The sequence below is a fragment of the Photobacterium lutimaris genome, assembly GCF_003025555.1.
GTDB lineage: Bacteria > Pseudomonadota > Gammaproteobacteria > Enterobacterales > Vibrionaceae > Photobacterium > Photobacterium lutimaris.
The window spans coordinates 1,181,807-1,195,797 of record NZ_PYMH01000001.1 but is presented as its reverse complement, the minus strand read 5'-3'; the positions used below and the strand labels follow the sequence as shown (position 1 = coordinate 1,195,797).

At 46.7% G+C, this 13,991-nt stretch carries 13 protein-coding genes; 5 read left to right on the top strand and 8 right to left on the bottom strand.

Annotated features, from left to right (window positions below; genetic code table 11):
• Positions 1 to 4 precede the first annotated feature (4 nt).
• From C9I99_RS05185 to C9I99_RS05165, 5 genes are read right to left on the bottom strand one after another with little or no spacing between them, the layout of a single operon-like run.
• On the bottom strand, positions 5 to 1,960 hold the full coding sequence (locus tag C9I99_RS05185; protein WP_107347741.1) for a vWA domain-containing protein: 1,956 nt from the start codon (positions 1,958 to 1,960) through the stop codon (positions 5 to 7).
• Entirely contained in the window at positions 1,953 to 2,918 is a 966-nt protein-coding gene (locus C9I99_RS05180) for a vWA domain-containing protein (RefSeq protein WP_107347740.1), read from the bottom strand. The genes C9I99_RS05185 and C9I99_RS05180 overlap by 8 nt, the downstream gene beginning before the upstream one ends.
• Positions 2,911 to 3,414 carry a DUF4381 domain-containing protein gene (locus C9I99_RS05175; RefSeq protein WP_107347739.1) on the bottom strand — a complete coding sequence of 168 codons (504 nt, stop codon included), beginning with the start codon at positions 3,412 to 3,414 and terminating at the stop codon, positions 2,911 to 2,913. The genes C9I99_RS05180 and C9I99_RS05175 overlap by 8 nt, the downstream gene beginning before the upstream one ends.
• Positions 3,407 to 4,375: a DUF58 domain-containing protein gene (locus C9I99_RS05170; protein ID WP_107347738.1), complete on the bottom strand. Its 969-nt coding sequence runs from the start codon at positions 4,373 to 4,375 to the stop codon at positions 3,407 to 3,409. Before C9I99_RS05170 ends, C9I99_RS05175 begins: the two co-directional genes overlap by 8 nt.
• A complete protein-coding gene (locus C9I99_RS05165; protein ID WP_107347737.1) occupies positions 4,372 to 5,328 on the bottom strand; it encodes an AAA family ATPase in 957 nt (318 codons plus the stop codon). The genes C9I99_RS05170 and C9I99_RS05165 overlap by 4 nt, the downstream gene beginning before the upstream one ends.
• 565 nt (positions 5,329 to 5,893) lie before the next feature.
• Between C9I99_RS05165 and C9I99_RS05160 the strand changes: the two genes are divergently transcribed.
• The 4 genes from C9I99_RS05160 (at position 5,894) to phaC (ending at position 10,184) form a co-directional block, all read left to right on the top strand.
• Positions 5,894 to 6,634, top strand: coding sequence for an SDR family oxidoreductase (locus C9I99_RS05160; protein WP_107347736.1), 741 nt, complete (start codon positions 5,894 to 5,896; stop codon positions 6,632 to 6,634).
• Positions 6,635 to 6,672: 38 nt separating this feature from the next.
• Positions 6,673 to 7,881, top strand: coding sequence for an acetyl-CoA C-acetyltransferase (locus tag C9I99_RS05155; RefSeq protein WP_107347735.1), 1,209 nt, complete (start codon positions 6,673 to 6,675; stop codon positions 7,879 to 7,881).
• Positions 7,882 to 7,959: 78 nt separating this feature from the next.
• Positions 7,960 to 8,307: a phasin family protein gene (locus tag C9I99_RS05150; RefSeq protein ID WP_107347734.1), complete on the top strand. Its 348-nt coding sequence runs from the start codon at positions 7,960 to 7,962 to the stop codon at positions 8,305 to 8,307.
• 68 nt (positions 8,308 to 8,375) lie between these two features.
• The gene (phaC, locus tag C9I99_RS05145; RefSeq protein WP_107347733.1) at positions 8,376 to 10,184 is read left to right on the top strand and encodes a class I poly(R)-hydroxyalkanoic acid synthase; all 1,809 of its coding nucleotides are present in this window, start codon (positions 8,376 to 8,378) and stop codon (positions 10,182 to 10,184) included.
• A 121-nt stretch (positions 10,185 to 10,305) separates the two neighbouring features.
• Here phaC and C9I99_RS05140 read toward each other — a convergent pair whose 3' ends face one another.
• Genes C9I99_RS05140 through C9I99_RS05130 form a run of 3 tightly spaced genes read right to left on the bottom strand, consistent with a single transcriptional unit; the run spans position 10,306 to position 12,869 of the window.
• Positions 10,306 to 10,989: a 3-oxoacid CoA-transferase subunit B gene (locus C9I99_RS05140; RefSeq protein ID WP_107347732.1), complete on the bottom strand. Its 684-nt coding sequence runs from the start codon at positions 10,987 to 10,989 to the stop codon at positions 10,306 to 10,308.
• 2 nt (positions 10,990 to 10,991) lie between these two features.
• Complete coding sequence (locus C9I99_RS05135) at positions 10,992 to 11,642, bottom strand: CoA transferase subunit A (protein ID WP_107347731.1); 651 nt, start codon at positions 11,640 to 11,642, stop codon at positions 10,992 to 10,994.
• Between the two features lie 9 nt (positions 11,643 to 11,651).
• Positions 11,652 to 12,869 (bottom strand): acetyl-CoA C-acetyltransferase, encoded by a 1,218-nt coding sequence (locus C9I99_RS05130; protein WP_107347730.1) that lies wholly within the window; start codon positions 12,867 to 12,869, stop codon positions 11,652 to 11,654.
• A gap of 199 nt (positions 12,870 to 13,068) precedes the next feature.
• On the opposite strand from C9I99_RS05130, the gene C9I99_RS05125 reads away from it, so the two are divergent.
• Entirely contained in the window at positions 13,069 to 13,959 is an 891-nt protein-coding gene (locus C9I99_RS05125; protein WP_107347729.1) for a TIM barrel protein, read from the top strand.
• Positions 13,960 to 13,991: the final 32 nt, after the last annotated feature.

Genomic DNA, 13,991 nt, shown 5'->3' with positions numbered 1-13,991 from the left:
ATATTTACCATGAGTTTTCTGTTGCGTCAGGTACTTGTTTTTCTCTAGCTTGCAAGATGAGCTGGGCACGAATCAGTGCGCTGGTATCGTTGGGCACTTGTTCTAATTTTTTCAATACGGGATCGCTGGCGGTGACACTCTCTGGTGCTTCCTCATCAGATGCCAAAGCTGACATTGAGCTAGGATTGTCATCACTCTCTTCTTGATCACCTTCGGCATTGCGTTCAGCTTGTACTGGCTGTTCTTCGGACTGATCCTGAGAACTTGAGGGTTGCGCCTGTTGCTGGTTGAGCTCATTTTCTTGGCTCTGTCGTGATTGCCTTTGATCTTGTTGCGATTGTTTTTGTTCCTGAGTCTGCTCTTGTGCACCTTGCTGTTGCTGACTATCCTGCTGGGAACTATTGGACTGGTTTGGATCTTGCCCTTGCTCGGGCTCAGAATCTCGATTTTCCTGATTCTGTTGCTGATCCTGTGGTTCAGAGTTCTGATTTCCTTCCTGCATATCTTGTTGGTTGCTTGATGACGTTCCCTGTTGGTTTTGTTGTTGCTGAGACTGGCTTTGATCAGACTGAGATTGTTGGCTATCTTGTTGCGAATTACTATCCTGTTGCTGGTTTTCTTGCTGCTGCTTCAATGCGTTGACCAATGATAAGTTCTTTTGGGCATCCTGATGATCTGGACTCTGTTCCAATATTGATTGATACAAGGCTTCAGCCTTATCAAACTGACCAGACTGTGCATAAGCATTGGCAAGGTTGTATTGCGACTGCTGATCCGAAAGAGGTGAAAGAGTATCTATGGCATTCTCATAGTCACCTGCACGATATTGAGCTGCACCTTTCCACGCTGGCGAAGAAAATTGTTCAGCGGCTTCCGCATAGCTCCCTTTCTCGAACAACTCATACCCTAAATTGTCGCTGTTGGTGAAGGGGGTAGACCAACTTTCCGCAAAGGCATGATCAACAGGGGTAAGAATGAATACCGTAGTAAGGATAACACCTCGACGAAAACCGAGTAGTGCCAGAAGCACAATGGGTATTAATAACCAAAAGCCACCGTTTATTCGCTCTTCTAACTCTTTACTCGCATCTGTATTGTTATTACTGATCGGTTTTTCAGTCGCTTTGATAAGGCTGTCGATATCACGGTCTGTTGGCTGAGAGATCTGAAATAGGCCACCAGTCCGAAGAGCCAACTCACGTAATGGGGCGACTTCCAGTTTATCTATCACGGTTTTACCGTTGGCGTTAGTCAGTAGTGTGCCATCAGGTAGCCGGATAGGAGCACCTTGGGTCGTTCCCACGGCTAAGATTGAAAGTCGATACTGGTTATCATCGAGAAGCTTCCTGCTATCGCTACTTTCTGTATTGCTTAGGCCGTCGGTGATTAAAATAATATCACCTTGCTGATGACCCGCCTGCTTTAACAAGTTAATTGCCTCTTGAATACCTGTTGCCGCATTACTGCCTTGAATAGGCATAATGTCAGGCGATAAGTGGGGGATCAGACTTGCAAGGGTCGAACTGTCTTTGGTCAGTGGACTGACGATGTAGCCATCAGCGGCATACGTAACCAAACCTGTGCTGCCTTCTTTCCAGCCTGGTAACAGATCAAGGGCTTTAAACCGAGCTTGGTTAAGACGATTGGGTACGATGTCGTCGGCATACATCGAGCGTGACATATCCATGACTAAGACGCGTGCGCCGGATAAGCTAAACGCAGGAAGTGGAGACTTTTGCCAGCTTGGCCCTGCAAGAGCCAGAACAGCGAGAGTCCACAATATACCAATAGCCGGTAAGGCTATTCGGGTTTGCGTTTTGTTCGATAAACCGAGCTTTTCAGCCAAATGGGGGGCGATAAGCCCTTGCTTACGATTCTTCTTGGCTAACCAAGGCAGTATTAGCCCCAGTGGGATCAGGGCGATCAACCAATAGGGATATAGGAAAGTAAAACTAACCATTACGCTTTCTCATAACAACGATGATGACTGAAAGTAGTAGCGAAAGAGCCAAAGGAAAACGGAATAATTCCTCACGTGGTCGCCATGTTTGTTGGGCCGTATTGATGGGCTCCAGTTGATCAATCATTTGGTAAATTTGCTCTAACTCCTGCGGGTTTCGAGCTCGGAAGTATTGCCCTCCGGTCATTTCCGCAATTCGGGTTAGCATCCTTTCGTCGAGATCCTGGGAGGGGTTAACGGTACGGGTTGAAAAGAAGGTACGCTGCTCCATCTCTTCTGCACCCACGCCAACGGTATAAATAGTGACGTCACTTCTTGCCGCAAGCTCCGCTGCTTCCAAAGGTTCAATCACACCAGCGGTATTGGCACCATCGCTGAGTAAAACAATGACCCGCTGAGGTGCCTCGCTGTCAATAAAGGTTTTAGTTGCGATTCCTAACCCTTCACCAATTGCGGTGCTTTGACCAATGAGCCCTAATACGGTTCGGTCAAGCTGCTGCTGGACTGTGTCACGATCAAAGGTAAGTGGTGTCTGCAAGTAGGCATGGTTGGCAAATAAAACTAATCCAAGGCGATCCCCACTGCGTTTACCAATGAAATGGTGAAGTACATCTTTGACAGCGGTTAACCGGTCAATGGCTTCACCATTGTCAGTGATCATATCTTTGATCGACATGGATCCGGACAAGTCGACAGCCAGCATCATATCACGGTGATCTGGGTTGATCTCAACCGGATCTCCGTACCAAGCGGGTCGCGAGAGTGCGGTGATCAAGCTAATCCAGGCTATGGCTATTAATACCACTAACCAACGGCTTACTGTTGCTTTCTTTCCAAGCCCAGTAGGTAGCTTGGGCAGTCTAATCGCTGAAGGTTGAGCATTAGGCTTGCTCAAAAAATAAACGGCAATAGGCAGTGGGAGCAGTATAAAAGCCCAAAGCCATGTCAATTCAAACATTACCAGACTCCTTGGATACGTCTGGCATACTGTTGAAGTTAGCTTTACGTATCCATTTTTTGGCTTGTTGATAACACATAGAAAACTGTTCTTTTTCAAGTGGGATAGGGGAAAACAGTCCTTGCTGCCAAACCTCAGACAAACGGGTGAAGCCACGGTCCTTTTCCTCTAGGTGGAGATCAAGAAAAGAAAGCCATGATTGTCCGGTTAAGCCCGCGACCTCTGTCCGGGAGTGGTACGACATTGCGACCTGGCGCAATAGCAGGTTTAGCTGATTGAAATCGGCGGGGGATTTCAATATTGCCAATCGGTTTAATGCTTCTCGTCTGGCTAAGTTTTGACGACGACGCCTGAGAATAAACAATGTCAGGTAGGTTAAAGTGATGGCTGTCAGCAAAAAAGCGACCCACCATCCCCAAGCAAGGGGCCATATCCCCGGTGTTTCTGGTAGGTGGATATCTGCAAGCGGCAACGCAGGCATAGTTGTGTCAGCCATGTGTCCCTCCTTTGTTTCCTTTAAATCCGGAATGACCGAGTTGATCCATCAGGGTTTGGGCTGCAGAGAGGTGATGCAACGGAATGGCTAAGCTTTTACACATATCTTGTATGAAGTGTTGGTGTTCTTGATACTGCTGACTCAGGCTATCGCGGGTCTTCTTGGCTGAAAAGTCAAGCCACGTTGCCCGTTGATCATCGGTAACGAATTCGGTGCCATTGAATGCGGTATGGCCAAATTCAAGTGGATCAAAGAGCTGAACGAATTGTAACCGGTTATGCTGCCTGAGTTGGCTTAATCGTCGTTTGTCTTTTGATTGCAGCTGATAGAAATCACTCAGAACGACTATTTCACTCCCTTTCGGGCAAAGGTGATGGAGATGTTTGAGTGCATCAGAAAAGCTCAGGCGATTTTCATTAAAGTCTTTATCGCCATCAACTTGATGGGCATCAATCATAGCATTGATAACCGTCAGAGGTCCTTGCTGGCGCGCTGTTGGCTTACACTCGAACAAGCGGTTTCCGTTGAATACGATAGCGCCGATCCTGTCTTGTGCACTCACTGCCAGCCAGCTCAGTAAACTCGAAAAATGGGCCGCTTGCACCGATTTCAACAATAACTGCGTACCAAATTTCATACTGGGGCTGACATCAATCAGCAGCATAACGGGTTGCTCGCGTTCTTCGGTAAACAGTTTGGTGTGGGTTTTACCGGTACGTGCCGTTACGCGCCAGTCAATAGCGCGTATATCATCACCTGCCTGATAGGGACGAACTTCGGCAAAGTTCATGCCGCGGCCTTTTTGACGGCTCTGATGCTGGCCATTAAGTTGTGACCAAACACTTTGTGCGGGCGGTAACCATCGTACTGACTGATTCTTGTATTGCAGAAGCTCAGCCAAACAAAGGTTAACGCCATCACTATGGGCAGGTAGTGTTGGAGTCAATTCCTGTGAACTCATGCGCAGGCAACCTGTGAAATTAACTGCTCAACGATGGTATCGGGTGATATGGCTTCGGCTTGTGCTTCATAACTAAGTAGCAAGCGGTGACGGAGTACAGGGTACGCCATCAGTTGTACATCTTCAGGCGTGACAAAGTCCCGGCCATTTAGCCAAGCATGTGAGCGGGCACAACGGTCAAGTGCAAGGGTAGCACGTGGGCTGACACCCATTTGCAGCCAATTGGCGAGTTGTTCACTATAACGGTGGGGATGGCGTGTGGCCATAATCAAGCGAATGATGTACTGCTCGACTTCTTCAGCCATATGGATATTGAGCACTTCTTTACGCGCCGCAAAAATTTCTGCCTGGGTAACTTGTACCGTTTCTTCGGCGGTAATGCCCAAGGCTTCACCTCTGTTAAGCCTGAGGATTTCCAACTCGCTGTTTTCGTCAGGGTAATCAACATTAAGCTGCAGTAAGAAACGGTCAAGCTGCGCCTCCGGTAGGGGGTAGGTTCCTTCTTGTTCAATAGGGTTCTGAGTCGCCATGACCAGAAAGAGCTCAGGGAGGTGATAGGTTTTACGTCCTGCAGTGATTTGCTTTTCTGCCATGGCTTCGAGCATTGCGGCTTGTACTTTGGCCGGTGCGCGGTTGATTTCATCGGCCAGCAACAAGGCATTGAAGATGGGACCCGGCTGAAAGGTGAAGTCGCCGGTTTCAGGGCGAAAAATGTCAGTCCCCGTCAAGTCAGCAGGTAATAGATCAGGGGTAAATTGAATGCGGTGGAAGTTTCCCTCGATGCTATCAGACAGCACTTTTACAGCGCGTGTTTTTGCCAACCCTGGAGGGCCTTCTACCAATATATGGCCATCGGCAAGGAGTGCGATCATTAACTGTTTAACAAGATTCGGTTGACCTATGACCTGGGTATTCAGGTGCGATTGAAGGCGTTGGAAAGTCGTTGTCAACATGGGGGTATTTTCCTTAAATGAAACAGTTAAATATGAAAATTAAGACTCGATTTAGCAGGGTAAGTTCATCCGCAAGATGCAGTTGATTATTTTCTCACCTTTAAATTAGCTAACTCAACAGGTCAGATGTCCTGTTGTTGTTGATTAATGATGCACTTTCCCAGTGCAAGCTTGCATAGGCAACAAGTAAGATTTGGCCATTGACTCAGTCTATACCATTGTTTTTCAGCATATAAAACATGTCACTTACCCATACTCACAAAAGTTAACGTTATTGACACATTTAAAGGTTGACCTTGGTTTTATTATTTAATGTGATTCTATGCGGGAATATTGGTATGACCATTGATGCTCCGTGTTGATATTGTCATGTGCATGTGTTTTTATAATGTTTGTGCAATGTAAAAGTCACCTAAGTGTCTTTTTTACTCGCTAGGATGCAACAAGATAAAAAATAAGACTGATAAACAGTCTGCGTTGGTTAGTGGCCCTTATTGAATTGATGCTGTAAGTATCTGAAATAAAGGGTGGTAAACATCATAAAGATGGAATGGAGTCTTCTGTAATGACTAAAAAAGCATTAGTAACTGGTGCAAAAGGTGGTATTGGTTCAGCGATCACTAAAGGATTAGTTGATGCGGGTTTTCGTGTGATTGCCACATATTACCCAAGCGGTGAAGCCAAAGCTAAAGAATGGTTTAAAGAGAATAATTATTCAGAGGAGCAGGTTAGATTGTTCCCGCTAGATGTTACGGATGCTGATTATTGCACAGAGGCGCTTGCAACATTATTGCAAGAAGAAGGTAACATTGATGTTCTGGTCAATAATGCTGGTATTACACGTGATACGACGTTTAAGCGTATGTCCAAAGAGCAGTGGGGCGATGTTATTACGACAAACCTGAACAGTTTGTTTAATGTGACCCAGCCACTCTTCGCTTCAATGTGTGAGCACGGTAATTCCCGAGTTATCAATATCTCTTCAGTGAACGGCCTTAAAGGTCAGTTTGGACAGGCTAACTACTCAGCTGCAAAAGCTGGGATGATCGGATTTACCAAGGCATTGGCTGCTGAAGGTGCGCGTTCTGGTGTTACCGTCAATGCAATTGCCCCAGGCTATACCGGTACGCCAATGGTAGAAGCAATTAAACCAGAAGTGCTAGATAGCATTAAAGCTGAAATCCCAATGAAGCGCCTTGCTGCACCCGCTGAAGTAGCGGCAGCGGTAACTTTCTTGGCGAGTGATGCTGCTGCGTATATCACAGGCGAAACGCTGTCTGTGAATGGCGGTTTGTACATGCACTAATGGGTTAATTTCTGAAGTTTGAAAGGACGCAAAAAATCATGTCAAAAGTATATATCGTTGCGGCTAAACGTACGCCTATCGGTAGTTTCAGCGGTGCGCTGAAATCAGTTCCTGCTTCTCAACTTGCTGCTGTAGCCATTAAAGCTGCATTGGAAGAAGCAAGCGTTGACCCTGCAAATCTTGATGAAGTCATTCTAGGTAACGTTGTTGGTGCTGGACAGGGTATGGGGCCAGGCCGACAGGCTGCCATCTATGCTGGTGTGCCTCAAGAAGTACCCGCTTATAGTTTAAATATGGTCTGTGGTTCTGGAATGAAAGCGGTAATGGATGCCGCAGCCCACATCAAAGCTGGTGATGCTGAGTTGGTTGTTGCTGCAGGTGCAGAAAACATGTCTCAGATTCCATTCTGTGCCCCAGCGACGATTCGTGACGGTCAGAAAATGGGGTCGCTAAGTTTGGATGACTTGCTTATCTCTGACGGTTTGACCGATGTGTTTAATCAGTATCACATGGGCGTTACAGCTGAAAACGTTGTCGCCAAAGTGGGGTTAACTCGCGAGCAGCAAGATAACTTCGCGCTAGCGAGCCAGCAAAAAGCGGTTGCTGCTATTGAGCAGGGTAAGTTCGCCGATGAAATAGCCCCTGTCGAAGTCACTGTTCGCCGGAAAACGAGCATTGTAGATACTGACGAATACCCGAAAGCTGATGCGAGCATTGAAGGCCTTGCAAAACTACGTACTGCATTCAAGAAAGAAGGCGGTTCAGTAACGGCAGGTAACGCATCAGGTATCAATGACGGTGCAAGTGCCATTATTGTTGCTTCAGAAGCTGCTGTTGAAAAATACGGCCTAACGCCGCTTGCTGAAATTGAAAGCTATGCTCAAGCCGGTATCGCTCCGGAAATTATGGGGCTAGGTCCTGTTCCTGCAGTGGTAAAAGCACTTGATAAAGCACAACTGACAATCGGTGACGTTGGTCTGTTTGAATTCAATGAAGCATTTGCGGGTCAAGCTTTAGGTGTACTTCACGAATTGGCCGATGAACTAGGGTCTCAGGTAGAAGATCTGGCCGAGCGTTCCAATGTAAATGGTGGTGCGATTGCACTGGGTCACCCACTAGGTGCTTCAGGTAATCGTATTATTGTCAGCCTTCTTCACGAAATGCGTCGTCGCGGTACTGAGCATGGCCTAGCTACTTTGTGTGTTGGTGGTGGTATGGGTACAGCAATTGTACTGAAGAGCGTCTAATTCAATTGTAAAGCTAACCAGTACCTGTATTCATCATGGCACAGGTACTTAATCAATCTTTAAATGAAGGAAATCACTATGTATACGGAAATGTTTAAGTCTTTCTCTGAGCAGACTGAAAAATCACTAGCACCATACGTTAAATTCAACAAAATGTTCACTAAGAACGTTGAAGAGCTTACTGAACTTCAACTAGCTGCTGTTCGCGCATACAGTGACCTAGGCCTTAATCAGCTAAAAGCAGTAAGCGAAGTTAAAGATGTTCAGTCATTCGCTGAGTTCAACAGCCAGCAGCTAGAAACACTAACTAAGCTTTCTCAGCAGCTAATTGATGACAGCAACAAATTCAACGCTGTAGCTCAAAACTTCAAAACGGAAGTTGAAGAGCTAGTTGCTGAAAATGTAAAGCAAGCAACACCTGCTTAAGTTGCATGACCAATTCTGCCGCCCCATTCGAGGGCGGCATTTTTAGTCCTAATATAGAGGTCATTGCAATGAACCATAACTTCTTTACGGACTACTTTGCTAAGCTCCAAGATATGAACCAGATGTGGTGGAAGGAGCTGGAATCCGGCAAAGCAGCCATGAATACTCCCTTAAATAAAGCGCTTAATGAAATTAGCTTAGAAGATACGACTAAGTTGATCGAACAAGCCTCAGCGCAGCCAGCCGTTATCGCCAAAGTGCAAATGGAATGGTGGGAGAGCCAGATGAAGATCTGGCAAAACGTCACGATGAAAACAGGTGACGAAGAAGATCTTATTAAGCCTGAAAAAGATGATAAACGTTTTACTGATCCTGCATGGGAGAATGAAACGTTTTACAATTATATCAAGCAGTCGTATTTATTGTTTAGTAATACGATGAAAGAAACCATCGATTCGATGGACGGGCTAGACGATAAAGCGAAAGAGCGCTTGAGTTTTTTTTCTCGTCAAGCCATCAATGCGATGTCTCCAACGAACTTTGTGACGACAAACCCCGAATTAGCTAAGCTGACCGTTGAGACTAATGGTGAAAATCTAGTGAAGGGAATGGAGCTGCTTCAGCAAGATATGCAGTCGAGTGCCGATGTGCTCAAGATCCGCATGACTAATGATGCGGCTTTCCAACTGGGTGAAAATGTAGCGAATACAGCGGGTGATGTTGTTTACAAGAACCACCTGTTTGAGCTTATTCAATATAAGCCACTGACTGAGAAAGTGAATGCAACTCCGTTACTGATCGTACCGCCATTTATCAATAAGTACTATATTTTGGATCTTCGTGAGAAGAATTCAATGGTGCGTTGGTTGGTTGAGCAGGGACATACCGTATTCATGATGTCTTGGCGTAATCCTGATGCCAGTATGTTTGATGTTGATTTTGACGACTACGTGGTTGATGGTGTTGTTAAAGCCGTTGATGTTGTTGAAGATATCACGGGTGAAAAACAAATTAATGCCGCTGGTTACTGTATTGGTGGAACACTGCTAGCAACAACATTGGCGTATTATTCTGCCAAACGTATGCGTAATCGGATTAAGTCAGCCACATTCTTCACGACGTTGCTAGATTTCTCGCAGCCAGGGGAGATTGGGGCGTACGTTAACGACCCGATTATCTCCGCCATTGAAGCGCAGAATGAAGCGAAAGGCTACATGGATGGTCGTTCGTTAAGTGTGACATTTAGCCTACTGCGTGAAAACAGCTTGTACTGGAACTACTACATCAACAATTACCTGAAAGGTAACAGCCCAATTGATTTCGATTTGCTGTACTGGAATGGCGATAGTACCAATGTTGCAGTAGCCTGCCACAGTACATTGTTGCGTCAGTTCTATCTTGAAAACCGTCTAATCGATCCTAAAGGGTTCAAGGTGGGTGGTGTGTATATTGATCTGGCTAAGATCAAGATCCCAACTTACTTTATCTCAACTCAAGAAGATCACATTGCGCTTTGGCAGGGCACTTATCGTGGTGCTCGCAAGCTAGGTGGAAAGTCTACATTTGTACTGGGTGAGTCTGGCCATATTGCCGGTATCGTTAACCACCCGACAAAGAACAAGTATGGCTTCTGGACGAATGCTAAATCCTCAGCTGATCCTGAGGCTTGGCTAGAAGGGGCTAAACGCCAAGATGGCTCCTGGTGGACCCATTGGAACGCGTGGATGGGAGACTTCGAAGAGGCTGACGTTGTTGAAGCTCGTAGTGCGGGTAGTAATACATACCCAGCTAAGGGTCCTGCACCGGGTAACTACGTGATGCAGAAGTTGCCAATTGAAGTATCTAACGTGTTGCAAGGGCAACCAGAAGAAGTTTAATTCAGTATTTATTATCTGAGTGAAGCCAACGCTTATTAAGCGTTGGTTTTTTTTACTCGAAATAAAACACCGAGCAAAGGCTCGGTGCTATTTTCGTTAACGTAACAGTGTCTGTTTGCGATTATAAATCGCTTGGAATCGGCATGGCCTTCAAGTCAGGGGAAATGATTAGCTCTGCCTCTGTTGCGGCCTGAATGTCATCAATCGTTGTGCCAGGAGCAAGCTCTGTTAGCATCATTCCTTGCTCTGTGATTTTGATAACGCCCAGCTCTGTCACAATCAAATCAACTTGATTAGCGGCAGTAAGCGGAAGCGAGCAGTGTTTAAGCAGTTTTGGTTTGCCTTTGACGGTATGCTCCATGGCGACAATTACTTTTTTCGCGCCGACGACCAGATCCATAGCACCGCCCATACCCGGTACCATTTTTCCTGGGATGATCCAGTTTGCAAGGTTACCAAATTGGTCGACCTGCAATGCGCCCAGTACAGTCGCATCAACATGCCCACCACGGATAATCGTGAAAGAGTCTGCGCTATGGAAAGTACAGGCACCTGCTGTTGCTGTTATGGGTTGTCCTCCTGCATTGACCAAGTCAGGGTCAATATTGGCTTTATCTGGCATTTCCCCAATACCAATTAGGCCATTTTCAGCTTGAAGTAGGATTTCGATATCTGAAGAGGTCTCATTAGCCACAAGGCTTGGCAGCCCAATGCCAAGGTTGACTACATCACCATCGTGAAGCTCTTGAGCAACACGCCAAGCAATCATACGGCGAATCTGATGTTTTTCTCGTTGAATGGCCATGATTAAGCTCCTTGGTAAATGTGGTCAATAAACAAACTCGGTGTGTGTACCGCTTCGGGAGCAATTTCGCCGATGTTGACCAAGTTTTCAGCTTCGATGATTACAGTGTCAGCAGCCGTCGCCATTAATGGGTTGAAGTTCTGCGTCGTCCCTTTGTAAACAGTATTGCCTTTGGTATCGACAACAGAGCCACGGATCAAGGCAAGATCTGCGCGTAATGGTTTTTCCAGCAGGAAGTCTTTGCCATCCACTTTGATAACTTGCTTGGACTCGGCGACTAAAGTGCCAAGTCCGGTAGGGGTCAATACGCCACCTAAGCCTGCGCCTGCTGCGCGGATCCGTTCAGCGAGTGTGCCTTGTGGGACCAATTCTACATCCAATTCGCCGCTATTCATTTGTGCGCCCGTTTCAGGATTGGTACCGATGTGCGAGGCATAGAGTTTACTGATACGTTTGGCTTTGATCAGGCGTCCAGATCCTGATTCTGGTGTGCCGGTATCGGTGGTGATCAGGGTGATGTTCTTGATGTCAGACGCTAGGATGATATCAATCAGTCCTTCCGGTGCACCGTTAGCCATAAACCCGCCTATCATGATGGTCATATCATCGCGAAGAAGAGTGGCGATCTCGTTTGCTGAGATAGATTTTTTCATAATATGCTCCTATTTATTTACCTGGCATCGACGGATGATTACAGCTGTTCCCATACCGCCACCGATGCAAAGGGAGGCCAAGCCATAGGTCTGCTGTGAACGTTCTAGTTGGTAAATCAACGAGGTCAATATTCGGTTACCGGATGCGCCGAGTGGGTGACCGAGGGCGATGGCACCACCATTGAGATTAGTGCGTGATTCGAGCCAAGATTTGTCGACGCTATGCTTTTCACATAGCTCTTTCATTACGCCGAGAGCTTGTGCGGCAAATGCCTCGTTGAGCTCGAAGCATTCGATATCAGCCAACGTCAGTTTGGCTTTATCAAGGGCATTGGTGATTGCGGGGACAGGGCCAAGTCCCATCACTTTTGGAGACAACCCTGCTTGTCCACAAGCGACTATTTCAGCAAGTGGTGTCAGGTCATAGCGTTGAACCGCCGCTTTCGAAGCAAGAATGATAGCCGAACCACCGTCATTCAGACCCGATGCGTTACCAGCGGTGACTGTCCCTTCTTTTTTGAAAGCAGGGCGAAGCGATTGCAGTTTCTCAAAGCTGGCGTCAGCTTTCGGGTATTCATCAAGGCTAACGGTATATTGCTTGCGGCGATGGGAAACATTGACCGGTTCGATTTCATCACTAAAGCCATGCTCTTTAAGTGCTGAAGTGGCTTTCTGTTGGCTGGAAAGCGCGAATTGGTCCTGCTCTTCGCGGCTCAGTTGATGCAGCTCTGCGATATTTTCTGCGGTGAGCCCCATATGGTATTGATTGAAAACATCAGTCAGGCCATCTTTGATAATGGAGTCGTCGAGAGTCAGTTGACCCATCTTAACGCCATCACGTAATGGGTTTGCAGAAATAAAAGGGGCCTGAGACATGCTCTCCATACCGCAAGCAACAACAATCTCGGCTTCACCTGCACGAATATGACTCACGCCATCCATCACGGTTTTCATGCCAGAACCGCAGATCATGTTCAGCGTGTAGGCTGGGACAGTCTCAGGGATGCCTGCGAGAATAGCCGCTTGTCGACCAGGGCCCATACCAATACCGGCACTTAATACATTTCCAGCAATCACTTCATCAATCAGGCTTGGATCAAGGTGACATTGCTCGAGAGCACCTTTAATGGCGGCCGCTCCTAGTTGAGGTGCAGACACGGGGGCAAGTGCGCCGTTGAAACTACCAATAGGGGTACGTTTTGCGGCAACAATGTAAACGGGTTCCATACAACTTCCTGTTTCAGTTTGATTTGTTAATAACAGTCTATGGGGGAGAGGCGTTCGGGTGTTATAGGCATAGATTCAAATCTGATTTGCGAAAATGCAAAAATAAGATGCGTGCTCGGTCACGCCATTTTTGCTCGAGAGTGATTAGTCTGGCTGTAATTTGCTTTGTTCAGTTAATGGATCACTTGAGGGTGGAACTATGAGTTATTCAATTGCATGCGCACCTTGTTGTTGGGGTGTTGAATCTTCCGATAATCCACATAATCCAAATTGGATGGCGGTGTTGTCGGAAGTTAGGCTAGCAGGATTTACCGGTACAGAACTGGGGCCATACGGTTTTTTGCCGCTCGATGCGGATACGGTAAACACGGCGTTGTATATCAAAGAGCTGGAAATTTGTGCCGGTACCATCTTCGAACCGTTGTCTGAAGCCAGCAGTTATGAAGACATTATTAAGAAAACTAAGCGGTTGTGCGGCTTACTGCAGAAAATTGGTTGCGAAAAGTTGGTGGTCATCGATTGCGTCAATGACATCAGAAGCCGCTATGCTGGTATGCCTGAACAGGCCCCAAGATTGGACTCAAAGCGTTGGGCCCAGATGATGAGCACTATCCGCGATATTGCCGAGGTTGCTAAGCGTCATGAAATTAGGGCGGTTGTTCATCCTCATGCTGGTGGTTATATCGAATACCAAGATGAAATCGATCTTATGCTAGCCGATATACCGGCAGAGGAAGTCGGGCTTTGTCTTGATACCGGACACCTGTACTACGCCACCATGGATCCAGCAAAGAGCCTGGTGCAATACGCTGACAGGCTGGAGTATGTTCATTTCAAAGATGTGAATCAGCATCGTTTACAGCAGGCTATTAAGGAGCAAGTAGGCTTTTGGCAAGCTTGCGCGGATGGTGTGATGTGCCCGTTAGGAGAAGGGGCGGTGGACTATGACGAAGTAGCCCAAGCGCTTGAGTCTATTGGTTATCACGGTTGGATCACGATTGAACAAGAACGCGATCCGCGCCATTCCGACACCACATTACCCGATATTAAAAAGAGCCGTCAGTTTTTGGTTGAAAAAGGACTCATTTAATCAGGGTTCAAATAACCACGCAGACAGTCTGC

Excerpts from the sequence above, each read along its gene's own strand:
- C9I99_RS05130 (WP_107347730.1), bottom strand. The coding sequence starts at position 12,869 with ATGGAACCCGTTTACATTGTTGCCGCAAAACGTACCCCTATTGGTAGT.
- C9I99_RS05175 (WP_107347739.1), bottom strand. The coding sequence starts at position 3,414 with ATGGCTGACACAACTATGCCTGCGTTGCCGCTTGCAGATATCCACCTA.
- C9I99_RS05150 (WP_107347734.1), top strand. The coding sequence starts at position 7,960 with ATGTATACGGAAATGTTTAAGTCTTTCTCTGAGCAGACTGAAAAATCA.
- C9I99_RS05165 (WP_107347737.1), bottom strand. The coding sequence starts at position 5,328 with ATGTTGACAACGACTTTCCAACGCCTTCAATCGCACCTGAATACCCAG.
- C9I99_RS05180 (WP_107347740.1), bottom strand. The coding sequence starts at position 2,918 with ATGTTTGAATTGACATGGCTTTGGGCTTTTATACTGCTCCCACTGCCT.
- C9I99_RS05155 (WP_107347735.1), top strand. The coding sequence starts at position 6,673 with ATGTCAAAAGTATATATCGTTGCGGCTAAACGTACGCCTATCGGTAGT.
- C9I99_RS05170 (WP_107347738.1), bottom strand. The coding sequence starts at position 4,375 with ATGAGTTCACAGGAATTGACTCCAACACTACCTGCCCATAGTGATGGC.
- C9I99_RS05160 (WP_107347736.1), top strand. The coding sequence starts at position 5,894 with ATGACTAAAAAAGCATTAGTAACTGGTGCAAAAGGTGGTATTGGTTCA.
- C9I99_RS05125 (WP_107347729.1), top strand. The coding sequence starts at position 13,069 with ATGAGTTATTCAATTGCATGCGCACCTTGTTGTTGGGGTGTTGAATCT.
- C9I99_RS05135 (WP_107347731.1), bottom strand. The coding sequence starts at position 11,642 with ATGAAAAAATCTATCTCAGCAAACGAGATCGCCACTCTTCTTCGCGAT.
- phaC (WP_107347733.1), top strand. The coding sequence starts at position 8,376 with ATGAACCATAACTTCTTTACGGACTACTTTGCTAAGCTCCAAGATATG.
- C9I99_RS05185 (WP_107347741.1), bottom strand. The coding sequence starts at position 1,960 with ATGGTTAGTTTTACTTTCCTATATCCCTATTGGTTGATCGCCCTGATC.
- C9I99_RS05140 (WP_107347732.1), bottom strand. The coding sequence starts at position 10,989 with ATGGCCATTCAACGAGAAAAACATCAGATTCGCCGTATGATTGCTTGG.